The organism is Nostoc sp. (assembly GCF_036917435.1).
GTDB lineage: Bacteria > Cyanobacteriota > Cyanobacteriia > Cyanobacteriales > Nostocaceae > Nostoc.
In genome coordinates this window covers 65922-88250 of record NZ_JBALDM010000022.1, presented here as the reverse complement: position 1 = coordinate 88250, position 22329 = coordinate 65922, and the positions used below count along the sequence as shown (strand labels likewise).

Genomic DNA, 22329 nt, shown 5'->3' with positions numbered 1-22329 from the left:
TCCGACCTTTTCCGACCGACAAACTTTATACCAAGCATTAGAGTATTTAGGTAGATAAGCAGTATTTATATCTCTGACTTCTTAGAAGGGATATAGAAGAAGCGATCGCTTTCTCTAACTAATAACTGAGCAATTCACAGTATTCTTGGGGCAACAAGCACATGAGATTTTTAAGAACTTTTGCAACTGTTGGAGTTGTTTCTTTAATGGCAACTACAGCAGTAGTAGCTTTACCAAATAGTGATTCTGCTTTAGGACAAGCTACGCTTGAAGTTGACATATCACATTCTAATTTTTCTACTGTTCAACTCACAGACAATATACTTACACGTTCACGCAGTGAAAAATTATTACTAGCACAAACTCAGCGTTTTCCACTGAGCGGATCTAAGTTCACAGAGCTTGGCGATCATCGTCGAATGGAGACTCAAATTAAAATTTCCAATAACGGTCGAATCGATGGTGTGACAAGAATTTGGACAGACAAAAAGTTGATAGGATTTACTGGTTCTGTTGCTGTTGCCATTACCGATCGTGCTGGAAATGTTTTATATGTAACTAGTCCTCAACGCTGGGGTGTAGATTGTAAGCGTTGTCCTGGCCCAAGTAATCGAACTCAAGGATGGGCTGATACTGTTCCTTCCAATGTTCTTAAGCAGGTAGGTGGTTATGCTATTATCCACACTACTAGTCCAAGAGATAGATGGCGGGATTGGCTAAGTACTAGCAAAGAAGCTGTAACAGAAATTAAAGGAATTTACAGTCAGTTCTAGAGCGATCGCACTCGTGACAGTTCTGAAGCACATGCACACAGTTAAGAAAAAATCAGTTTTTTGGGCTTTTATACATCATTTAGATCCCCGACTTCTCTAAGAAGTCGGGGATCTAGGGGAAGCGATCGTAATTCCAAAACTTTGCCTGCTAATCCTTTGGGACATTTTCTTAAGTCAAACTTAAGTTTAAAAAATAAAAAAGGTAGGAAATCCTACCTTTTACCCAAAAAAAGCATTTTGTAACCAAATACCAAATTCAATATCACACAAGTTTTTGACGAATCTATTGCAAAACTATGACAAGGGTATGACAGTTAATTTGCAATCGACTTCGCTATTGCTCCTAGCTGCAACCCAGGCGGATAACTACCTTCTTCTTTTACCCGCTTAATTTCAGCGTCTGTGAGCCGCAAATTTAACTTTTGCGCTAATGCTCGCACAATATCACCCCTGTCGATTACACCAGCTACAGCCCCAGCCGGAGAAAGGACGGTAATTCGAGGTAACTGCTCATTTTCCAGCTTGTTAATTACTTCAGCTATGGTTGTTGCTTCCGTAACAGTGGGTATTTCTATCAGAGGATGCACAAGGCTGTGTAAGGTTTGGGTTTCCCATTCACTTCTTTGGGTTAGACGAAAATCGTCAATGGAAACTAGACCCCGGTAACGTCCATCAGAAGCAGCAAAATAAACCTGTGAGGGAGCGGTTTCCAACAAGTATAAATCGGCAAACGATCGCAATGTCTGGTCAGCATCGACAACCCGAAAGTCACGAGTCATGGCATCAGATGCCACGACTTTGAGTAGGCTTTCTTGCAATGTAGTCACGTTATCATAGCTGCTGGCGTTGCGGACAGCAAACCAACCTAACATCGCAATCCACAAACCAAGCGCTAACTCTCTTGTCAAGAAATCTACAACAAACCCCAGAGCGATCGCACCATAACCCAAAATTTGCCCAGCTTTTGCTGCCCAATGTACGGCTTGGAAACGATTACCTGTTACTTGCCACAGTGCTGCTTTTAACACTTGTCCTCCATCTAGAGGCAAGCCAGGAATCATGTTAAATAGCCCCACCACCAAGTTAATTCTCGCCAAATCTCCCACCATAACACTGAGGGGACTGGTATCGGGAATTACGGTAACTCCTAGACGGAGCAGGAAAAATAGTATGATGCTCACCAATGGCCCTGCGATCGCTACTTGAAAGGCTTTGAAAGGAGTTTTAGATTCTTCTTCAATAGCAGCAATCCCGCCAAATAGAAACAGAGTAATTGAATTAACCTTAATGCCTTGCGATCGGGCTACTAAGCTGTGACCCAATTCATGTAACAATACCGAACTAAATAGCAGCAGTGCCATAACTATGCCAGCACTCCAAGCTATAACAGTTCCCCATTCTTGGTAAGCTACCCCAAAGTTTAGGGTTGTCAACCCTAAAATCACAAACCATAACGGGTCTAAAAATAGAGGAATTCCAAATAAAGAACCAATTTTCCAATTTGTTTGCATTACATTGTCCTAAAACTAGATATCACCAGTAGTTTCTATACTGCAATATTCGCGTATATATTTATACGTATATTTCTGAGCATTAATTCGATACTGCTGAGTTATGAAATGCTCTTATTTCTAGGATAGACAATTAATGTCTGTGAGCAAAACTCTGAAATTGGGAATTGAGAATTGGGAATTGGGAATTATTTATCTAAATTTGTATTTATCGCGGCGTTACCTGTAACGCCGCGATAAATGCAAAGTTATAGACGACCGATGTTAGTCAGTCCTAAAACGATGCCAATGCCGATAATATGACCAAAAGCCATAGCTCCAACGAATGTTGGAATACTAATCGGCAGGATGGGGAACTTGGGGCCAACTAGGGGTTTTTCGATCCTAGTACTTAGTAAAACCATTACTAAGCTACTGATGCTGATGATGATGCCTACTGTAGGATTCCACGCAGGTGTTGGGGGAACATTTGCAGCTGCTGCTAGTAAAATAGATGAAATCAAGCTTTTGTCTCCTAAAATCTAGACCTACAAAATTATAAAATTACCAAGGCACAAAAGTTTTTCGGATAATCTAGACTTTTTCGATAATTATTATCAGATTTATTAATTTTTTTATGCGCGTTAAAATTTGCGGCATCACTCAACCACAGCAGTCTATAGCGATCGCCTCCTTGGGCGCAACGGCACTAGGATTTATTTGTGTGTCAAACTCACCTCGTTACGTGACTACATCTCAAATTCGGGCAGCCGTGGCAGAACTGGCGGCAAATATTGATACAATTGGTGTTTTTGCCAACGCTAGTATTTCTGAAATCAGTCAGATAGTTGTTGATTCTGGGTTAACTGGTGTCCAGTTACACGGAGATGAATCGCCAGATTTTTGCTACCAATTGCGTCAAGAGTTACCCAATGTCGAAATTATCAAAGCGCTTAGAATTCGTAGTCTTGAGCATCTGGACGCGACAGCCAATTACACAAGCTACGTAGATACTTTACTACTTGATGCCTACCATCCCGAACAACTTGGTGGTACAGGCAAAACCTTAGATTGGAAAATGCTAGAGCAATTTAACCCCGATTGCCCTTGGTTTTTAGCTGGGGGATTAACAGCAGATAATATCGTTGAAGCTTTAAGTCAGGTTAATCCTAGTGGCGTTGATTTATCTAGTGGTGTGGAACACGCACCTGGAGATAAGGATTTAGATAAAGTAACCAAGTTGTTTCAGAAATTAGGGATTAGGGAATAGGGAATAGGGAATAAGTAAGAATCAAGGTAGCAGGGGGGAAATAATCAATGCCCAATGCCCAATGCCCAATGCCCAATGCCCAATTCCCAATTCCCAATTCCCAATTCCCAATGCCCAATTCCCAACTTTTTAAAATAACGCTGGTTGGTGGCGAATCAAGTTAAAAAATTCTTCGCGGGTTTTGTGATCCTCTTGAAATACACCAACCATTGCACTAGTAACAGTCCAAGAACCAGGTTTCTGCACACCCCGCATTACCATACACATGTGGCTAGCTTCCATTACAACGGCTACGCCTTGAGGTTGCAGAATGGTCTGAATTGCTTCAGCAATTTGGCGGGTTAACCTTTCCTGCACTTGCAAGCGACGAGAATACATCTCAACAATGCGGGCTAGTTTACTCAGTCCGACAACTTTTTGGTTGGGGATGTAAGCAACGTGCGCTCTACCCATAAATGGCAGCATGTGGTGTTCGCACAGACTAAAGAAATTAATATCTCTAACTAGTACCATCTCGCTATGTCCTTCATCAAAGATGGCATCGTTAACGAGGTCTTCAAGGGATTGGTTATAGCCACTGGTAAGAAACCGCATTGCCTCGGCCACTCGTTTAGGTGTTTTGAGGAGTCCTTCGCGTTCGGGATCTTCGCCAACGCCCAATATTATTGCCCGCACAGCGTCCTTCATTTCCTCCATCTGTTCCTCTTTTGGCGGGAACACATCTGCTGGTCGCCCATTATGAGTATTGCGATCGGGTCTGGGACTTATGGCTTCTGCCAAATCGGGAATCAGAGGCGATTGAGAGGAATTGGAACCGTTGGAACTAGCAATAGTCATGATTCAGTCGTGGTTATGGTTTTGTGATTAGTCATTAGTCATTAGTCATTTGCAAAAGACAAAGGGCTAAGGACTAAGGGCTTTCCAAGAAATAAATTATCCATTTTTGGGATGTGCATCTTGCCGGTCCCCAATATTAGGACGGGCAAGATGCCCATCCCACAAGAAAATTTGGGATATTTTTTTATTTGGAAGTCCCTAATTTAGAGTGCGCCGGCGCTGGGCATAAGGGTCAATTCGTCAATAACTGCCTGTTGTGGTAACAGAACTGTGTAGAGAATTGACTGAGCAACAATTTCCGGGGTTAACATTTTGGAACGGTCTAAGTTGACATGGACTGTCTCTGTGTCCCAAAGTTCGGTATTGACGGCACCAGGACAAATAGCTGTGACACGAATGCCGTGGGTGCGTTCTTCTTGTGCCAGGGTTTGGGAGAGGGCTATCAAACCAGCTTTGCTGACGCTGTATGCTCCCCAACCGGGAAAGGGTTGCTTGGCGGCTATTGAGGCAACATTGATAATTGTCCCTGTGCCGCGATCGCGCATTGAAGGTAAAATCCCCACAATGCACTGAAATACGCTGGTAAGATTCAAGTCAATTACCTGCTGCCAGCCCTCTAAGGGAGTTTCGCTCAAAGTGGCTGTGTAGGCAAGACCCGCACTGTTTACCAAAATATCTATATCACCAAAGTCAAGGGCGATCGCTTGAATCTTTTCTTTTACTTCAGAGATCCGCGCTAAATCTACAGCATAAGCTTTCGCTTGCACCCCAGTATGGTGTACAGCTTCTGCCACAGCTTCCAACTTATTCAAAGAACGGCTGACTAAGGCGACATCTATTCCGGCTTTCGCAAAGGCTAAAGCTGTTGCTTTCCCAATTCCACTACTTGCCCCAGTAATTAGGGCGCGTCGTTTTTGCTCAACACTCATGGTGTCTCCCAATTTTTTGGCAGTTCCCAAAATCTATTTCCATCCAATTATTTACACTTTTTGGTTTGGATATATTAAAGGAATCTAAAAATCTGATGATTTCCATTAGGTAAATGTTATATTTCCATGCAATGGTGGCATATTGTGAATTTTACCAGTGAAGACAACAAATCTTCGCCTGGAAAACCACGCCGCTCACTCAAATTAAATTACGTGAAGTACTCCAACCTGCTTGGTTGACCTTGGAGCTTCCGACATCATTTAACTCAGGGACGGTTTTATTCGTCTTTAGAGTTTCCCATTTCAACCGCTAATGCCACGTCAGTTATACACCACAAGGTTGTTCGGGACTAAACCCGATTATGGTTTTACTCAGCGATAATAGGCAGTTTAATTTTTAATCTTACAAATACAGTTTGGTGTTTAGTTTAGGGCAGTAGCCTGCCATGAAAAACACAAAACCCACTCAATCGAGTTGAGTAGATTTACCAAACATGCAAATGCCTATGGCTAGATTGTTAAAAATCTTTAAGCACATAGGCAATTATAGCATTGCTCCTTGACTAATCCATCATTGTGCAATGGTTTTAGTGGGCAACTTCTGTAAAAACACCAATTTTGCGGAATTTTTCATAACGCAGTTGGCGGCGTTCTGGAGCGGTTAAACGATTGAGTTCGTCTAAATTTTCTAACAGCACTTGTTTGAGAGTGGTAGCGGCTTTTAAAGGGTCGGAATGAGCGCCACCAGTTGGTTCAGGGAGTATTTGGTCAATAATTCCCAACTTTTTCAGGTCGTGGGAAATAATTTTCAGAGCAACGGCGGCTTGGGGAGCCTTACCAGCATCTTTCCAGAGAATGGCGGCGCAGGCCTCGGGAGTGGCGACGGTGTAAACGGAGTGTTCAAACATGAGTAGGCGATCGCCTACTCCAATACCGAGTGCGCCACCAGAGCCACCTTCACCGATAACTGTGCAGATAATTGGCACATCAAGACAAAACATTTCTCGCAAGTTGTAAGCGATCGCTTCTCCTTGACCTTGGTGTTCTGCTTCTACCCCAGACCAAGCCCCTGGTGTGTCGATAAAAGTTAGTATGGGCATACTAAACTTGTTGGCGTGTTCCATCAACCGCATCGCTTTGCGGTAGCCGCCAGGGTAAGGCATTCCAAAGTTACGGGCAATATTGTCTTTGGTATCACGACCTTTTTGATGACCTAACATCACCACAGGTTGCCCACTCAGACGACCAACACCACCAACTAAAGCCGGATCGTCACCACCACAGCGATCGCCATGTAATTCCATCCATTCATCACTAATAGCCTGAATGTAATCCAGAGTACTGGGGCGACGCGGATGACGGGCGACTTGCAATCGCTGGGACGGGGATAGACTCGTGAAAATTTCCTCACGCAGTTGCATGGCGCGTGCTTCTAGTTGCCGAATTTGTCCAGAAACATCAACGCCATTTTCTTCTGCAAGTTGTCGAATTTGATCGATTCGAGTTGCAAGTTCTGCTAAAGGCTTTTCAAAATCTAACAGTAGCGGTTTACGCTCAGTAGTTGCCATCGTAGGGTTTATAAGTTACGAGTTATCTATTTTTTTGTCATTAGTCTTTTGTCCTTTGTCCTTTATCATTTGCAAATAACGAATGACCAATGACTAATGACTAATGACCAATGACTAAACCAGCAGTGGTCTAAATCCATGTTTTACTGATACCCGGCCAATCTGCTCCATTTTATCTACGGTAATCTGATTCCGTCCCCACGAAAAGTTCGTGTATAACTTCTCAAATTCCAGCAGCATTGATTCTGCAAAACAAGCAAACAATTGGCGGGCTGGCACGTCCATATTGACTATTTTCATAATTTTCCAGTCAATATCTAGGGAATGCTCTACAATCCCACCATTTAACACGTGTACGCCAGGATATTGAATTTTTGTCGCTAAGTTTTTAGGATAGCCACCATCAATCAACAAACAGGGTTGTTTCAAAGTGGTGGGGTCAATTTCCACGCCTCTGGGCATACTAGCAACCCAAACTACAACATCAGCTAATGGCAGTGCTTCTGTCAAACCCATAATTTTCCCCCGCCCTAGTTCGCCTTGCAACTCTTTGAGACGTTCTTGATCGCGGGCGATTAACAGAAGTTCTTTGACATCTGTTCTCGCATCTAGCCAGCGTGTAACTGCACTACCAATATCTCCAGTTGCTCCACAGATAGCAACAGTTGCGTTTGATAGATTAATTCCCAGTTGTTTCGAGGCTTCTTCCACCTGCTTAGAAATAATGTAGGCAGTATGAGTGTTTCCTGTAGTGAAGCGTTCAAACTCTAGTTTGATATTGCGGACTTGGCTAAACTGCTCTAACTTAAAGTTTTCAAAAATAATCGAAGAAAATCCGCCTAAAGCTGTGATGTTAATGCCGTGCTTCTGTGCATGAGCCATAGCGTTGAGGATTTTTCGCGTTGCGGCTTTGATGCGGCGACTAGCTAACATTTCCGGCAAAAAGCAAGATTCTACATACCGTCCTTCAATTTGTTGCCCAGTTACACTGGTGACAATAATGCTATCGACAATTTGCGGCGGGGCGCTGCACCAAAAGTCTAGCCCTTGATCGGCATATTCTGGGTATCCCAATTCTTGGGCTACCGCTTGAGCGTGTTCTAAACTAGTCAGATGTCCAATTAGACCAAACATGTAGTGATTATTAGGCTTATGCTGTCTTGAGGGCGGGGAATTAAGTGAGTGCTGAACTGAGTGCTGAGTTGCTGAGTGCTGAGTTGCTGAGTGCTGAGGCAGTATTAAGTAAAAAAGAAGGAATAAGTTTAGATAATTTCTTCACTCTTGACTCTTCACTCAGGACTAATAACTCAGCACTCAGCACTGTTTTAAGCACCTATGAGTCCGTAGGCTGACAGGCGCATAATATCACGTGTGGTAAAACCAATATTACTCAGTGCTTCACCATACTGAATCATAAAGTCTTCTATTAAAGCATCTTTTTCCATTGCCATTGTGTGGGCATCACCTTCTACTTTGTTGAGCATTCTCCAGACGATGGGTAGGTTCTGGCGATTTGCAAGTTCAAGTTCAGCTTTGGATTCTGTAAAGTGTTCTTTCAACCAAACTTCTCCAAAGTTGAGGTGACTATATTCTTCTTTGACTACTCCTTCAGTGATTTTACGGGCGAAATCGTCGGCGACGGGGATGTAAATGTTGTATGCTGCGATCGCAAAACATTCAATAATTAAAGACTGAATCAACAGACATGTAACCACATTTCCTTCTGCTGCGGCTGTTTGGAAATTTTGGTGTAGCCCGGAGAAAAACTCCTTAGCAAATTGCAAATCTGGGGTTACTTGCAAATTGCGCCCACAAGCCTCGAATCCTTTCTTATGACGACTTTCCATCTTGGATAGGCGAATCAATTCATCATGAGATTCTGGTAGCAGTCCGGCTAGGGTGATGTAATTTTCATGGGCTTCTTGTTCCCCTTCAATCACGATCGCATTAATCCGGCTATAAGCATCTTTGTATGTTTCGCTCTTGAAATCTAATTCTTTAGATTGGTCTGTAAGCTGCTGCATGGTATTTTTACTCCTGTAAAAAAAGAATTATTTGACACCAAGATTGAATTTACCCTATGAACTGAGGGTAACTAATCTCTGTGGTTTAATTTAACTTAACAAGTAACTATGTTTATAGATTAACTTTTGCTGGGCGGGATGCTCTAGTACTAGCAAAATAAATGCTTTATAGATAATAAATTTATGTCCGAACCCAAATGGAATCTGAGATTTGGCGATTTTTTGAGCCTAGTAATCTTACTGGTAGGGGCATTTATTGTTTTACTACCTCTGTTTATTGTTTTTATCACCTCCTTTACACCGACGGGAGCAACCCCGGAAAATGTTTCCAAAAATAACTGGTCTTTAGCTAATTACCGCGTTGCGTGGCAACAAGGAAAATTTTTACTGGCGTTTGCTAATTCTACCTTGGTAGCGATCGCTGTGACGGCGTTTCAGATTGTGACTTCTGCTTTGGCTGGTTACGCCTTAGCGCGATTGAAGTTTCGGGGCCGCCAAGCCCTGCTATTGATAGTTTTAGCAACCTTGGTGATTCCCTTTCAGCTATTGGTGATTCCCATCTTTTTGGTTTTGAAGTGGGGACACATGATAAATACATACTGGGCGCTCATTTTACCCACTGCTGTCAACGGGTTTGGAATTTTCTTACTACGTCAATATTTCCAGACAATTCCCGTGGAGTTAGAGGAAGCCGCAGCCATCGATGGGGCGAACAGACTGCAAATTTTATGGTGGGTAATATTACCTTTAGCCCGTCCAGCCTTGGTAACGCTGTTTTTATTCACCTTCATCGGCGAATGGAATGATTTGTTTAAGCCTTTGGTGTTCACAACCCGTCCCGAATTAAGGACGGTGCAACTGGCTTTGGCTGAGTTTCAAGAACAGTTTACGAATAATTGGCCTTTGATGATGGCGGCGGTGACAATAGCAACAGTTCCAGTGATGGTATTATTTTTGATTGGTCAGCGTCAATTTATTCAGGGTATTGCTACTACAGGGATTAAGAATTAGCAAAAGAAGCAGAGCGCGAGGTAAGAGAATTCAACAGCAACAGAGTAATAATTCTTACCAATAATCTAAAATTACCTCTATTGGACTTGCTGCAATATCCAAAATGCTTAATGAGATTTCCTAGTAAGGGACTTCCAAATAAAAAAATACTCAACTACTTCCTGTGGGGCGGGCAAGATGCCCACCCCACAAGATTGGATAATTTATTTGTTGGAAGTCCCCAATTGGAATCGCTATCTCTAGCGTTGTATCTATAATTTATGGGAAGATTTAATCTAAATATTTAAAGTAATATGTCAGAAACACCCCAAGACGAAGGCATTTGGATTGTAACGGATGAAACTCCTAAAATATCGATTCCTGACGGTTCTAAAGGCGGGAGTACTAATACACTCAGTTGGGGAGACGAAACTAGTAGGGAAAGTATTAGTAGCAAAGGCGTAGGAGATGCCGTTAAGGTTAGCGCTCAAACATTAGAGCAAAATATGACTCACTTTCTCAAAGTTGTGGGAAGTTTGTTTAATCAAGCTGAACAGCAAGCAAAAGTCAACTCCAAGATGCAGCTAGATGAAATTGAGCTATCGATAGAAATTAGTGCAGATGGGGAAGTTAAATTAATTGGCAGTGGTCTCAAAGCTGGGAGTAAAGGAGCGATTAAGCTGAAGTTTAAGCGCCAAGAATCACAGTGAGATGGCAAAAAATTGGGCGATCGCGATCGGAATTAACCAGTATGATTATCTGCAACCGCTAAACTATGCCAAGCGGGATGCACAGTTAATACAGCAGTTTCTCCAAAGTGAGGCTGGGTTTGAGAAGATATACTTCTTCTCTGATGACTCCCCTGATATTGGCGGTAAATCGACTCGTCCCAACCGTGCTAACTTACGGCAAGTGTTGCTGGAGTTATTTAACAAACCCTTCATGGGTGCAGGTGATAATTTTTGGTTTTTCTTCAGTGGTCATGGAATACGCCATGCTGAACGTGATTATCTCATGCCTAGTGATGGCAATCCAAGAGATATTACAGAAACAGCGATTCCTATTAACTTTGTGACTGAACGTTTGCGTCGCTGTGGTGCTGATAATGTTGTCTTGATTTTAGATGCTTGTCGCAGTTTGGGAACTCGTGCAGGTGAAGGTATTGGCAGACAAACGGCTGAGGAAGCTAGTCAACAAGGAGTTATTAGTATTTTTTCCTGTAGTCCACAGGAATATTCTTATGAAATTGAAGCATTACAACAAGGTGCTTTTACTACTGCATTACTAGAAGGGTTAGGTATTCGAGGTAAATGTGCCACTGTTGAGAGGTTGAATCAGTATCTTAATTTTCGTGTGCCGGAAATTGTTCGTCAGCATAATAATGGGAGACAAACACCTTATATTATTGCTGAACCTGTAAATAAATCTCACCTGATTCTTGTACCGCGATATGCAACCCTAGCGGATATTGCTACTTTGAAAAATGATGCTTATCGCGCAAAAGATGAAGGGAATTTGGATTTGGCAGAGCAATTATGGATTCGGGTGTTAGCTGCGGCTTCAGGACAGGATATGGATGCAATTGAGGCAATTAAAAGAATTGACAGGCTGCGCTGGGAACGTAAACAAGCACCTGCGCCACTACCTAGAAATACTGCTGCAAATTCTGCCAAGGGAGAATCTACAGTTGAAATAAATCCTTTAAAAACCTTTCAACTTAAAGAATTTCTAGATAATTTTAACCGTGAGTTGCGCCGCGTTGAAATAAATCCTTTAAAAACCTTTCAATTTGAAGTAGTTACGGTAAATGCACAAGGCAATATCACCAACCGCCGTAATGAGAAAGCGAAATATTTTGAAGAAGATTTAGGAAATGGTGTCACCCTCGAAATGGTGCAGATACCAGGGGGAACCTTTACGATGGGTTCACCAGAAGGGGAAGTGGAACGATACGATAGTGAAAGCCCACAGCATCAAGTAACAGTTCCTGGGTTCTTCATGGGGAAATATGCAGTTACCCAGGAGCAGTATCAAGCAATTATGAGTAGTAACATTAATCCTTCCAATTTTAAAGGTGATAAGCGACCTGTAGAACGAGTAAGTTGGGATGAGGCGGTAGAGTTTTGTAAAAAACTAAACCAGAAGACAAGATGTAAATATAGATTACCTAGCGAAGCCGAATGGGAATATGCTTGTCGTGCGGGGACAACTACACCATTTTATTTTGGTAAAACGATTACCACAGATTTAGTTAACTACCACGGTAAGTATCCTTACGGCTCTGCACCAAAGGGCGAAGATCGTAAACAAACAACAAATGTAGGAAAATTTTCACCAAACTCTTTCGGTTTATACGATATGCATGGTAATGTATTGGATTGGTGTCAAGATGTATATAATGACAACTACCAGGGTGCGCCAAAAGATGGTACTGCGTGGTTAATTGGTAAAGATAATAACATAAAGCTCCTACGTGGGGGTGGTTGGATTGACAGCGCTAAGTATTGCCGTTCTGCTATTCGTCGCTTTTACGTGCGCGCATTTTGTCACAAGGCTGTTGGTTTTCGCGTGGTGGCGGTTGCTGTGGCGTGAGTACTCCCCAAAGTCAGAGTCGGTAAGTGGGAATTTATCGAGCGTACACCAGGGAGTCCAGACCTGAACCAGTAATTCGTAGGTTGGGTTGAGGAACGAAACCCAACATTACGCATCACAATACTTAATGCTGATGTTGGGTTTCACTTCGTTTAACCCAACCTACGATTTAGATAATATCTACTCTTTAGCAATATCAGAGTCAAAAACAATTTTCTGCCCAGCACCCCACGTAATATCATACATACCCTGACGAACAGAACGATGAAAGCTGGAATATTCCCAATCTTTTGGAACTTTCACTAAACCATGTTTGACAGGATTGTAGTGAATATATTCGAGGTGATTTTTAAAATCTACCTCGTCTCTAATCATGTGTTCCCAAAAACGACGCTGCCAAATACCTCGCTCTTTTTTATTTTGCCTAGAGGTAGATAGGTTTTGCTGTGATAAAGTAATGCACTGGCGACTAAAATAGCTTTTGATCAAACGCCAACGAGTAGAAAAATTGCGATCGCCCTGTGGTAATGTCCAAATACAGTGCAGATGATCAGGTAATAAAACAAAGGCATTAATTATAAATGGGTGTTGATGCATTACATACCGAAAAATATTTCTTAATAAAGATACGTTAGTAGGTAAGCATAATAATCTTTGTCTTTTATATGTTACGAGTGTAAAAAAGTAAGTGCCACCTTCGATTGTAGCTCGCCGATATTGCATTATGTTAATTTGATAATGGTTATATTTTTGGCTTTATACCAAAGTATTGGTTATAAAAAATACCGTCAACTTATTGTTTTTGAGATGTGAGTTAAGAAATGAGTGAGGAGCAATCTAATAAACTAAAGTAGATGTTGGGTTTCGTTCCTCAACCCAACCTACAATTAAGTCTAATTTTGAGTTTGACAATACCTTTAGCCCATTTGCGATCGCACTCAGCATCTTTATCGTTAATGGTGCGTTGAGTTTTCTGACAACGCACCATTATGTAAAAAAGCAGCGAGTCCAAACAATCACTTCACAGATGTCACTGTTTGGTTTACTACTGAACGTGCTTTTTTACGGTCTGACCTGCGCGTTCCACCAGCCATTTCATATTCATCACTATTTTTGCCATAGCGAGATGCAACATTTAACAGCATTTGCTCAGAATAAGTATTCAACTCACGTTCGGATTCTATTAATGCATTGTGTGTCTTATCTACTATTGTTTGTGCTTGATTATAAGCGGCTAGTTTTTCTCGTAACTCAATTACTTTAGTGTTGTAAGTAGCAATTGAAAACCCATTACTAAAGTCTAACTTAGGGTTAATTGTCTCCATTCCTTCAATCCGTCGTTCAGCTTTGGTGAGTGACATGGAGTTTCGTTTCCGTTGCGTCATATAGTTTTCCTTTTTGGATTAATTTATAAATAACCCTGATCCTCAACACTGAGTTACTTATATATCATCAGAATACGCAATAGGCAGATGCACCAGCCACAGTAAAGTTACAGAAAAATAAAAGTATTGGATGGCATTAGCCAAATAGATAAATACGGGTATATTTGCTGAAATTTGTTGAGAAAAGCTGGTTTTCAAGTCGCAAAAGCTAGTTTTCAAGTTGCAAATGCTAGTTTTCAAGTTGCAAAAGCTGGTTTTCAAGTCGCAAAAGCTAGTTTTCAAGTCGCAAAAGCTGGTTTTCAAGTCGCAAAAGCTAGTTTTTAAGTCGCAAAAGCTGGTTTTCAAGTCGCAAAAGCTGGTTTGGTGAAAATTGTTCAAATAATTCCATAACGCTTAATTAGTTCAACAGAACAACCCCAGAGATTTATCCGTGGGGTTGCGACTATTACCGCAAGGCGGAATTCAAAATTAAAATAATGCTTTTTAGCGCCGTGCGTAACTTTCTTTGTTTCAAACTTAACCCCCAGCCCCTTCACTTGCAGGGAAAGGGAGCAAGAATCAAAGCCTCTCTCCGTTTTTGGGGTACAAATCGAATTACCCCCCTTAATCCCCCCTTGTAAAGGGGGGAAACAATAAAAATCCGGTTCCCTCCCTTTTAGGGCTGTGTGTAACTTTCTTTCTTTCTTTCAAACTTAACCCCCAGCCCCTTCACTTGCAGGGAAGGAGAGGAAAAATTAAAGCCTCCCTCCGTTTTTGGGGTACAAATCGAATTACCCCCCTTAATCCCCCCTTGTAAAGGGGGGAAACAATAAAAATCCGGTTCCCTCCCCTTTATAAGGGGAGGGTTAGGGTGGGGTAAAAAATATTTGATACATCAATCATGACTTTTCAAACAACCTCTAAAAGAGGATGAGACGAAGCACACCAAAAATTTATTTTTATAACTGAAAATTTTATTTTATTTATGTGTTAAGTAGCTTTCAGCATTTTACCTGTATAATCTATCATTCAGTTTAAATTATCGAATGTATAATCTATCATTCAGTCTGATTCATTATTGACCTCTATTACTTATTAATAGGTTGAATTTCTGATATTAGGGCATCTCTTTTTAAGACATAACATACTACTCACCTAGTAGTTATTTATTAACGTAATTTTAGAAGTTATGTCGGCATAGTCTATCCTAGACATTGTTTGAACTTTTGCTACATAAATCATGAGCCATTATATGAATAGTTAGCACGTTTACGGCACTATCCATGTCTCAAGACTTATTAAACTCCTTTCAAGAAGCATATAGCAATCTCGAACTGTTTCCGTTGATGGAACGGAACGAAATGGAAAGATTTAGAGTCGAATATGGTGATGATTTAATTGCAGACCTAAACCAATTAGTAGAAGATAGTCCTAATAGAGATGGCAAAATTGTCTTTACAGGACATCGGGGATGTGGTAAGTCTACTTTATTGGCTGAATTTAGCAGACAAATCCAAGATAAATATTTTGTAGTTCTCTTTTCTATTGCTGACAAAATTGAAATGTCGGCTGTTAATCATATTAATATATTGTTTGCGATCGCAGTTAATTTAATGACAGAGGCAGAAGCCCGTAAAGTTGATATTCCACACTCTACGAAAGAAGCTCTTTATAAGTGGTTCGCTACCCGCACCCGCACTGAAGAATCAAATTTACAAGCAGAAGCTAGTATAGGTTTTGACCTCTTAAAATTGATTAGCTCTAAATTAAAAGCAGATGCTAGCGTTCGGGATGAAATTAAACAAGAATTTGAACGCAAATTATCAGATTTAGTCGCCAGAATTAACGAAATTGCTGCTTTAATTCAAGCTGCAACTAAACAAAACGTTTTAGTAATTATTGATGACTTAGATAAACTTGATTTAGGAAGAGTTAACGAAATTTATCGAGATAATATTAAAGCTCTTTGTCAACCTAACTTTCAAATTATTTACACTATCCCTATCGCTGTACTACGAGAAACATTTATTAGTACAATAATCACCACAGAAACTAACGATCAGGTTGTGGCAATGCCTGTATTAAAAATATTTGATAAAGGCAAAAATCGCTTTCCTAATGGTCAACCTCGCCCCGAAGCAACAAATATTCTTGGTGAAGTTTTACAAAAGCGGATTCCTAGTGAATTAATTGCAGCCGAAACTGCTGAAAAAATTGTAATTTACAGTGGTGGCGTATTACGAGAGTTAATTCGGATCTCTAAAGAATGTTGCCGCATTTGTCTGCGAATGATTCGGCGAAATTCCTCAGCCGAAGTTATCATCGACGATAAAATTCTCCTGCAAGCAATCAATAAAATTCGCAATGATTTTTCCATCCGTTTAGGAAAAATTGATATAGATATTTTGCAGAGTGTTTATGAACAATATATGCCCAATGACCCCAAACAAGCAGAATTTTTAGATTTGCTACACGGGCTATACGTTCTAGAATATCGTACTGATGAAACTTGGTATGATGTTCATCCAATTATTATCGAAAGCTTGAGAAGACAGGGAGCTATTAATGTTCAATGAAGAATCATTAGATAATGAGGAAGAAAATCAAGATGCGTATGACGATTTAATTGTTTCTATTGAAGCTCAAAAACGGGGATTAAATCTACTGATTGCAGTTTGTGATGATGCTAGCTTTCGTGATGAGATTATTGCCCAATATGAAGCTGAACTACAATCAGCTTTCCATCCATATCGAGCGACTTTAGCACGTCAGGAACCGAGCCTGAAAGCTGCTCTTAACCAATTGGTACAACAAGAAGAATATCTCCGTCAGCAAAAGCCTGCGGTGATTACTGTCACGGGTGCTGAACAACTTTATTTTCTCAGATTGGGAAAAGAGCAATCAGAACAGGAGAAATTTTTTGGTTACTTACAGTGGACAAGAGAAGGATTGCGCGAGTTTCCCTTTGCAATTGTGCTTTGGGTAACTAACCAAATTTTAGTCAACTTAATTAAAAAAGCTCCTGATTTTTGGAGTTGGCGTAATGGTGTATTTCGATTTGAATCTAAAAAGACAAATGCTATTCCTGGTAAAGAATTACAACCGATACGCTTTGTTTTTCGAGATACAGAATTAGCTAGCACAGATACTAATGAAAATAACCCCTTTTTCTTGCCAATTCAAGATTTACAAAAGCTGATTGAGAAAATAGAACAAGAACGAGGAACTAAAGACCCCACTTTGGCTACTTTATACTCAAGATTAGGTGATATTTACCGCAGCCGGTTAGATCGGGGTGAATCTCAAAATTATCAAGAAGAACAGGAATTAGCAATAAAATATTGGCGGAAGGCGATTGAATTGCAAAATGAATCAGGTTTACAGATAGACTTAGCTAATAGCCTCAACAATTTAGCCGGAATATATCGAGCAATAGGAAATTATAGCGAAGCCAAACCATTATATAAACAAGCTTTAGAATTGAGAAAACGCATTTTGGGAGACAACCATCCCTCTTTTGCTACTAGCCTGAATAACTTGGCGGGACTCTACAAATCTACTGGACAATATAGTAAAGCCGAACTTTTATATCAAGAAGCTTTAGAATTGAGGAAACGCCTGTGGGGAGAAAACCATGCAGATGTCGCTGTTAGTCTGAACAATTTGGCATTACTATATGATGAACAAGGACGTTATGAGGAAGCAGAACCTCTGTATCTGCAATCATTAGAACTCGAAAAACGTTTAGTTGGCGAAAATCATCTTTCTTTCGCTCTGATACTGAATAATTTAGCGCTACTTTATTATCATCAAGGACGTTACAGTGAAGCTGAACCTTTGTCGCTACAAGCAATAGAATTAGATAAGCGATTTTTGGGAGAAGAGAATCCTGATGTTGCAACAGATTTGCACAATTTGGGATTGATATACCGCGCTCAAGGACGTTACGAGCAAGCAGAATCTTTATTTTTAGAATCATTGGAACTCAAGCAGCGTCTATTGCAAAAGGCGCATCCACTTTTAGCGGATACTATCTATGCTCTTGGTTATATGTACAGGGAGCAAGGACGTTACAATGAGGCGGAAACCTTATGTATAAAAGCCTTAGAACTTGATAAGCACCTATTGGGAGAAAATCATCCTAATGTTGCCGAAAGTCTCAATAATTTGGCAGAAATCTATCGTGAAACTGGACGTTATGCTGAGGCGGAACCTCTATATTTGCAAGCTTTAGATATTTGTGAGGGAGTCTGGGGTGTAAATCATATTCGCAGCGTCACTATTCGTCAAAATCTCGAAAAACTTGCCGCAGCAATGGAGAATAATGGAGAGTGCGATGTCTCCGACAACCCCTTCGGGGAACGCATTATATAAATCAACAATATCATTTCAGGTTAATCTGGCCTAATCTAAAGATAGCAACATGGCTAAAGATGTTTTCCATCAACAGGTAAAAAAAGCATTAATTAAAGATGGGTGGATAATTACTCACGATCCTTTTACAATTCGTATTAGTGAAGCAATTAAACTAAGCTGTCGTGCATTTAATTTGCACAGCTAGGGCGGGCAAGATGCCCACCCCACAAGAGATTTATTTTTTTGAGGATGCAAATTAAAGTATTTTCAGCTTACAAATAGACTTAGCGGCTGAAAATACAATTGCCGCACAACGTAATATAGAGAAAATAGCTGTTGAGATTAAGAGTTTTATTGCAGATTCAGATATTAGTGAATTTCATACTGTACTAGGAAAATATCTAAATTACTGCCAAGCTATTGAAGAACAAGAAGCAGACAGAGCGCTTTACCTAGCGGTTCCTATTGAAACATATCAAGACTTTTTTCAACTTTCTTTTGTCCAACGCGCTCTTCACCGTTACCAAATTAAGTTGATAATTTACGATCCAAAATGTGAGGAAATTCGACTATGGATAAAATAGAACGCTATGGACAACTTATCAAACAAGTATTAAGCGAACATCAACAAATAGCACCTAACACCGATACAGTCAATTCACAATTAATTTTAGACAACGAAAATGACCATTATCAACTGGCTTATGTTGGCTGGCAAGGAGATAAGCGGGTGTTTGGCCCAGTCATGCATTTTGATATTCAAAATGGGAAAATATGGATTCAGTATAACGGTACAGAAGAGTCTGTTGCTGAACGATTGGTTGAGTTAGGTGTACCACCTTCTGATATTGTGATTGGGTTTCATTCTCCTTTTAAACGGCAATTTACTTCTTATGCTGTCGAGTGATGGTGCGATTAGCTCCCCGACTTTTTGAAGAAGTCGGGGAGCTATCTATGGGAAGCAGGGTGGTTTCATACGAAAAAAGAAAAATACATAAGTCTTGATTTCTCATGTAGAACCATAGATTTTGACCCCTCTCCCAACCTCTCCCCCACGGGGGGAGAGGCTTTAAAAACCAGTTTCAGTTTTTCTCTGGTTGTATGAAACCACCCTGGGGGAGCTATCTATGGGAAGGGGGCTTAATTGTTATCCAAATCTACTAGCGAACGCTGACAAAACCAGCTTGCTCAATTGCCCTTTGTCCCTGATCAGTTAATAAAAGTTGGGTGTATGCATCTCCAATCTGCTGTTCCCGACCTTTATTCTGCTTAATAATCACAAATAAGTTAGCGATAATGGGATATCTACCATTTTTGATGGCTTGAGTATTTAGCTGGTTGCGCTGACGTGGACATTGCTCAGGCGATACCATCGGTTCACGGTAGGGGGGAATTAGCTGACCATAAGTTCCACGCAATGGCAAAGCCTTCACACTACATTGAGGTACTACTGAACGAGCAGACGCATAATATACAGCACCAGGTATTTTACTGAGTTGGCGCACTGCTTCTGTCGTAGAGTAGACATATTTCACACTAGAGCTAAGTGCTTGTCCTTTTAAGTCGTTGTTACTAGATAATATTACTGTATCTGCGTCCTCTGGTCGTTGAGACAAAGGTGAGATGGGTAGGTTTGGCCCACCTACTTGATTCCAGTTAGTAATTCGCCCCGAATAAATCTGCTGCAATTGCTCAACAGTTAAACCTGACACATTCAGCGATGGGTTGACTACCACTGCGATCGCATCCATACCTACCTGACGTTGCTCAAGGGTGAAGCCTCGCTCTTTTGCTATAGCTTGTTCTTCATCTGTAAGGGGACGAGAAGACTGAGCAAAGTCTATTTTCCCATCAAGCAACATGCGAATGCCTGAGCTAGAACCAGGGCTAGCATTAGTAGGGTCTACATAACGTAATTGTAGTTCCGGGCGATCGCTCTGGATCTGAGAATCTACCAATTGCCGGATAGATGCCCAGGCTGTACTACCTCCATAATTAAATGAGGCAGGGGGGACATCTGCAACTGTCTGAAAACTTGATGCAGTATTAGAGACGGTCTTAAAATTTTGATTAGAAGAAGAGTCAATGCTGTTACGGGCCAATAAATTCGGCTTCAGCAACCACCAAAGCAATCCGCCAATAACCATAAGTGTCAGCACTTTTCCAATAATCAAACCTCTAAGAAAGAGGGCGATTTCGCTGTTAATTAAAGCTTTCTTTTGATTTGTATTGTCCATATTTTTAAATGTTCTTTATTATATTTATATTACAGGAATTTATAACTATTTATCCTAGAATAAATTTTAGAATATTTAGGATAAAGTAAATTATATTAGTTAGTTAATAAGCGTTTTTTTGACTGCTGTTATATTATTATTTTTTTGATATGTAGGATTCATATTTGATTGTTTAAAGAAACTAGTACAACCCAAATCGCCTTCTTTCTTATTGGCTATTGCCTATAGCGTTTCTCGACAAGCTTGATGTACACCCGTTAGGACACGGCAGTGCCGTGCCCCTACACCAGGCGATATAATTTTGTACCGCATCTGAATGGGAACCGCTATATCTACAAAATAAGTGCAATTGTTTTTACAGGTTCCTCATTTTTCTGGTGATTTCGGTATTAGGCTATTAACATTGACATTCGTGAAGCGTGGCTCAACCAATCTTTCTATAAAATTATTTAATTGAGTAGGTTGGTTTGGAGACGATTTACCTGTATTAATAAACATATAAATTAACACTATCACTATCAAACTAGTGGTAGCACCAAGCCCTATTCCCAAAAGCAAAATAAAGTTTTTATAACTCAGTAAATAAGTATCATCAGTGTTTAACTTGATGCCAGTAGATTCTGAAGATTCTGATAACCCCAGATCGGAATTAAGTGCTTGTAAAGCTTCTGTGGCAGACTGATAACGTTGGTTGTAGCGATCGCTGACCATTGTATCTAAAATATTTGCAAGAGCATCACTTACCTCTACCAGATCGCGCCAAATAACTCCTCCAGTATTGGGATCTTCTTGTAGTTGCTCAGGTATTAAACCTGTCAACGCTTGAATACCAATCATTCCTACTGCATAGATATCGCTGCAAAGTTTTGGCTTTCCTTTAGCTTGTTCGCTTGGCATATAGCCAGGAGTTCCAACAGAAATTGTTAAGCCTGCTCCCAAAGCACCAATTTTCTTAATACTTCCAAAGTCAATTAGCACAATTTTCTGATCTGAATGCCGTCGCATTAAATTCTGTGGCTTAATATCTCTGTGAATAATGTTATTTTGGTGGACAAATGCCAGCACTTCCAGGATGTCTTTTAATAAATTTAAAACTGCATTCTCACTAAGACGCTGACCTGGTATAATTTCTTGAGTTAAGGCATGACCATCAATAAACTCCTGAACTAAATAGAAATCTCCATCTTCATCAAAATGAGCAAACAGTCTAGGAATTTGATCGTGGTCGTTGCCTAATTGATATAAAACTTCCGCTTCCCGGTCAAATAGCTTCTTTGCAATAGGTAGAATAGCAGGATTGGAATCTTTTGGATGGAAATGTTTGACAACACAATGGGGTTGTCCTGGTAAATCTAGGTCTAAGGCTAAGTAAGTATCACCTGAGCCTCCACTTCCTAAGTGTTTGACAATCTCAAAGCGATTCCGAAGTGTCTTTCTGGTAAGGGGTTTTTCATGTCTATTACGTCTAGCACCTGCCAATAAGTAAGTATTACTAGATCCTCTGCTTCCCAGCAGTTTGACAGTCTCAAAGCGACTGCGAAGTGTTTTTCTTACTAGAGGGTTCTGGCTCATTTGGCGTATACTAATTATTAATTTACTGACCATTCAGAGCTTGGCTGAGATTATAAATACTTATCGCTAGATTGTTGGTATTTGAGGCAGTCAGCTTCTCAGTCAACCTATGCTTTGGAGCATTTTTATAGCTAGCCCCTTGCTTTGGTTAATTTAATAACCTTATATTAGTATCTTAATATAAAATTTATTTCTGTGAATAGTTAAGTAATTTTCTCACTTAAGTAAATGTAACACTAGTTCAGAGTATTTAGAACTGTAGACAGAAGTAAATAGTCTGGAGTTAAGAAATTTGTTTTAACTTTGAGCCTACTTACTGATAAAATC

21 protein-coding genes are annotated in these 22329 nt (G+C 40.5%); 10 read left to right on the top strand and 11 right to left on the bottom strand.

Going from position 1 to position 22329, the window contains the following annotated elements:
- Nucleotides 1-206 precede the first annotated feature (206 nt).
- Nucleotides 207-773, top strand: coding sequence for a hypothetical protein (locus tag V7K98_RS08945; protein ID WP_335020849.1), 567 nt, complete (start codon nucleotides 207-209; stop codon nucleotides 771-773).
- Between the two features lie 314 nt (nucleotides 774-1087).
- Here V7K98_RS08945 and V7K98_RS08940 read toward each other — a convergent pair whose 3' ends face one another.
- Together V7K98_RS08940 and psaK are read right to left on the bottom strand one after the other, a co-directional pair.
- Complete coding sequence (locus tag V7K98_RS08940) at nucleotides 1088-2284, bottom strand: site-2 protease family protein (RefSeq protein WP_335020847.1); 1197 nt, start codon at nucleotides 2282-2284, stop codon at nucleotides 1088-1090.
- A gap of 248 nt (nucleotides 2285-2532) precedes the next feature.
- Nucleotides 2533-2787 carry a photosystem I reaction center subunit PsaK gene (gene psaK, locus V7K98_RS08935; protein WP_335020845.1) on the bottom strand — a complete coding sequence of 85 codons (255 nt, stop codon included), beginning with the start codon at nucleotides 2785-2787 and terminating at the stop codon, nucleotides 2533-2535.
- A gap of 113 nt (nucleotides 2788-2900) precedes the next feature.
- Between psaK and V7K98_RS08930 the strand changes: the two genes are divergently transcribed.
- Nucleotides 2901-3533 carry a phosphoribosylanthranilate isomerase gene (locus V7K98_RS08930; protein WP_335020843.1) on the top strand — a complete coding sequence of 211 codons (633 nt, stop codon included), beginning with the start codon at nucleotides 2901-2903 and terminating at the stop codon, nucleotides 3531-3533.
- Nucleotides 3534-3662: 129 nt separating this feature from the next.
- On the opposite strand, the gene folE is transcribed toward V7K98_RS08930, so the two are convergent.
- From folE to V7K98_RS08905, 5 genes are all read right to left on the bottom strand, one after another.
- Entirely contained in the window at nucleotides 3663-4370 is a 708-nt protein-coding gene (gene folE, locus V7K98_RS08925) for a GTP cyclohydrolase I FolE (protein ID WP_335020841.1), read from the bottom strand.
- Between the two features lie 203 nt (nucleotides 4371-4573).
- Nucleotides 4574-5299: an SDR family oxidoreductase gene (locus V7K98_RS08920; RefSeq protein ID WP_335021093.1), complete on the bottom strand. Its 726-nt coding sequence runs from the start codon at nucleotides 5297-5299 to the stop codon at nucleotides 4574-4576.
- A gap of 587 nt (nucleotides 5300-5886) precedes the next feature.
- Nucleotides 5887-6867 carry an acetyl-CoA carboxylase carboxyltransferase subunit alpha gene (locus V7K98_RS08915; protein WP_185586002.1) on the bottom strand — a complete coding sequence of 327 codons (981 nt, stop codon included), beginning with the start codon at nucleotides 6865-6867 and terminating at the stop codon, nucleotides 5887-5889.
- Nucleotides 6868-6981: 114 nt separating this feature from the next.
- Nucleotides 6982-8001 (bottom strand): long-chain acyl-[acyl-carrier-protein] reductase, encoded by a 1020-nt coding sequence (locus V7K98_RS08910; protein WP_335020839.1) that lies wholly within the window; start codon nucleotides 7999-8001, stop codon nucleotides 6982-6984.
- A 191-nt stretch (nucleotides 8002-8192) separates the two neighbouring features.
- A complete protein-coding gene (locus tag V7K98_RS08905; protein ID WP_335020837.1) occupies nucleotides 8193-8891 on the bottom strand; it encodes an aldehyde oxygenase (deformylating) in 699 nt (232 codons plus the stop codon).
- 183 nt (nucleotides 8892-9074) lie between these two features.
- Between V7K98_RS08905 and V7K98_RS08900 the strand changes: the two genes are divergently transcribed.
- From V7K98_RS08900 to V7K98_RS08890, 3 genes are all read left to right on the top strand, one after another.
- Nucleotides 9075-9902, top strand: a complete 828-nt coding sequence (locus tag V7K98_RS08900) for a carbohydrate ABC transporter permease (RefSeq protein ID WP_335020835.1) — start codon at nucleotides 9075-9077, stop codon at nucleotides 9900-9902.
- 293 nt (nucleotides 9903-10195) lie between these two features.
- Nucleotides 10196-10591, top strand: coding sequence for a Pepco domain-containing protein (locus V7K98_RS08895; RefSeq protein WP_335020833.1), 396 nt, complete (start codon nucleotides 10196-10198; stop codon nucleotides 10589-10591).
- 1 nt (nucleotide 10592) lies between these two features.
- On the top strand, nucleotides 10593-12473 hold the full coding sequence (locus tag V7K98_RS08890) for an SUMF1/EgtB/PvdO family nonheme iron enzyme (protein WP_335020831.1): 1881 nt from the start codon (nucleotides 10593-10595) through the stop codon (nucleotides 12471-12473).
- Between the two features lie 180 nt (nucleotides 12474-12653).
- On the opposite strand, the gene V7K98_RS08885 is transcribed toward V7K98_RS08890, so the two are convergent.
- Together V7K98_RS08885 and V7K98_RS08880 are read right to left on the bottom strand one after the other, a co-directional pair.
- The gene (locus tag V7K98_RS08885; RefSeq protein ID WP_335020829.1) at nucleotides 12654-13196 is read right to left on the bottom strand and encodes an REP-associated tyrosine transposase; all 543 of its coding nucleotides are present in this window, start codon (nucleotides 13194-13196) and stop codon (nucleotides 12654-12656) included.
- Nucleotides 13197-13489: 293 nt separating this feature from the next.
- Nucleotides 13490-13858: a hypothetical protein gene (locus V7K98_RS08880; protein WP_335020827.1), complete on the bottom strand. Its 369-nt coding sequence runs from the start codon at nucleotides 13856-13858 to the stop codon at nucleotides 13490-13492.
- A gap of 1262 nt (nucleotides 13859-15120) precedes the next feature.
- Between V7K98_RS08880 and V7K98_RS08875 the strand changes: the two genes are divergently transcribed.
- Genes V7K98_RS08875 through V7K98_RS08860 form a run of 5 tightly spaced genes read left to right on the top strand, consistent with a single transcriptional unit; the run spans nucleotide 15121 to nucleotide 19100 of the window.
- Nucleotides 15121-16413, top strand: a complete 1293-nt coding sequence (locus V7K98_RS08875) for an ATP-binding protein (protein WP_335020825.1) — start codon at nucleotides 15121-15123, stop codon at nucleotides 16411-16413.
- A complete protein-coding gene (locus tag V7K98_RS08870) occupies nucleotides 16403-18211 on the top strand; it encodes a tetratricopeptide repeat protein (RefSeq protein ID WP_335020823.1) in 1809 nt (602 codons plus the stop codon). The genes V7K98_RS08875 and V7K98_RS08870 overlap by 11 nt, the downstream gene beginning before the upstream one ends.
- 49 nt (nucleotides 18212-18260) lie before the next feature.
- Complete coding sequence (locus V7K98_RS28895) at nucleotides 18261-18398, top strand: element excision factor XisH family protein (RefSeq protein WP_442940406.1); 138 nt, start codon at nucleotides 18261-18263, stop codon at nucleotides 18396-18398.
- Nucleotides 18399-18456: 58 nt separating this feature from the next.
- Nucleotides 18457-18777, top strand: coding sequence for an element excision factor XisH family protein (locus V7K98_RS08865; protein ID WP_335021091.1), 321 nt, complete (start codon nucleotides 18457-18459; stop codon nucleotides 18775-18777).
- A complete protein-coding gene (locus tag V7K98_RS08860; protein WP_335020821.1) occupies nucleotides 18765-19100 on the top strand; it encodes a XisI protein in 336 nt (111 codons plus the stop codon). The genes V7K98_RS08865 and V7K98_RS08860 overlap by 13 nt, the downstream gene beginning before the upstream one ends.
- A gap of 253 nt (nucleotides 19101-19353) precedes the next feature.
- Here V7K98_RS08860 and V7K98_RS08855 read toward each other — a convergent pair whose 3' ends face one another.
- The gene (locus V7K98_RS08855; RefSeq protein WP_335020819.1) at nucleotides 19354-20430 is read right to left on the bottom strand and encodes a substrate-binding domain-containing protein; all 1077 of its coding nucleotides are present in this window, start codon (nucleotides 20428-20430) and stop codon (nucleotides 19354-19356) included.
- A 366-nt stretch (nucleotides 20431-20796) separates the two neighbouring features.
- A complete protein-coding gene (locus V7K98_RS08850; RefSeq protein ID WP_335020817.1) occupies nucleotides 20797-22002 on the bottom strand; it encodes a serine/threonine-protein kinase in 1206 nt (401 codons plus the stop codon).
- Nucleotides 22003-22329: the final 327 nt, after the last annotated feature.

Excerpts from the sequence above, each read along its gene's own strand:
- V7K98_RS08900 (WP_335020835.1), top strand. The coding sequence starts at position 9,075 with ATGTCCGAACCCAAATGGAATCTGAGATTTGGCGATTTTTTGAGCCTA.
- V7K98_RS08850 (WP_335020817.1), bottom strand. The coding sequence starts at position 22,002 with ATGAGCCAGAACCCTCTAGTAAGAAAAACACTTCGCAGTCGCTTTGAG.
- V7K98_RS08895 (WP_335020833.1), top strand. The coding sequence starts at position 10,196 with ATGTCAGAAACACCCCAAGACGAAGGCATTTGGATTGTAACGGATGAA.
- folE (WP_335020841.1), bottom strand. The coding sequence starts at position 4,370 with ATGACTATTGCTAGTTCCAACGGTTCCAATTCCTCTCAATCGCCTCTG.
- V7K98_RS08860 (WP_335020821.1), top strand. The coding sequence starts at position 18,765 with ATGGATAAAATAGAACGCTATGGACAACTTATCAAACAAGTATTAAGC.
- V7K98_RS08920 (WP_335021093.1), bottom strand. The coding sequence starts at position 5,299 with ATGAGTGTTGAGCAAAAACGACGCGCCCTAATTACTGGGGCAAGTAGT.
- V7K98_RS08915 (WP_185586002.1), bottom strand. The coding sequence starts at position 6,867 with ATGGCAACTACTGAGCGTAAACCGCTACTGTTAGATTTTGAAAAGCCT.
- V7K98_RS08945 (WP_335020849.1), top strand. The coding sequence starts at position 207 with ATGGCAACTACAGCAGTAGTAGCTTTACCAAATAGTGATTCTGCTTTA.
- V7K98_RS08905 (WP_335020837.1), bottom strand. The coding sequence starts at position 8,891 with ATGCAGCAGCTTACAGACCAATCTAAAGAATTAGATTTCAAGAGCGAA.
- V7K98_RS08855 (WP_335020819.1), bottom strand. The coding sequence starts at position 20,430 with ATGGACAATACAAATCAAAAGAAAGCTTTAATTAACAGCGAAATCGCC.
- V7K98_RS28895 (WP_442940406.1), top strand. The coding sequence starts at position 18,261 with ATGGCTAAAGATGTTTTCCATCAACAGGTAAAAAAAGCATTAATTAAA.
- V7K98_RS08930 (WP_335020843.1), top strand. The coding sequence starts at position 2,901 with ATGCGCGTTAAAATTTGCGGCATCACTCAACCACAGCAGTCTATAGCG.
- V7K98_RS08890 (WP_335020831.1), top strand. The coding sequence starts at position 10,593 with ATGGCAAAAAATTGGGCGATCGCGATCGGAATTAACCAGTATGATTAT.
- V7K98_RS08885 (WP_335020829.1), bottom strand. The coding sequence starts at position 13,196 with ATGCAATATCGGCGAGCTACAATCGAAGGTGGCACTTACTTTTTTACA.
- V7K98_RS08940 (WP_335020847.1), bottom strand. The coding sequence starts at position 2,284 with ATGCAAACAAATTGGAAAATTGGTTCTTTATTTGGAATTCCTCTATTT.
- V7K98_RS08880 (WP_335020827.1), bottom strand. The coding sequence starts at position 13,858 with ATGACGCAACGGAAACGAAACTCCATGTCACTCACCAAAGCTGAACGA.
- V7K98_RS08870 (WP_335020823.1), top strand. The coding sequence starts at position 16,403 with ATGTTCAATGAAGAATCATTAGATAATGAGGAAGAAAATCAAGATGCG.
- V7K98_RS08875 (WP_335020825.1), top strand. The coding sequence starts at position 15,121 with ATGTCTCAAGACTTATTAAACTCCTTTCAAGAAGCATATAGCAATCTC.
- V7K98_RS08910 (WP_335020839.1), bottom strand. The coding sequence starts at position 8,001 with ATGTTTGGTCTAATTGGACATCTGACTAGTTTAGAACACGCTCAAGCG.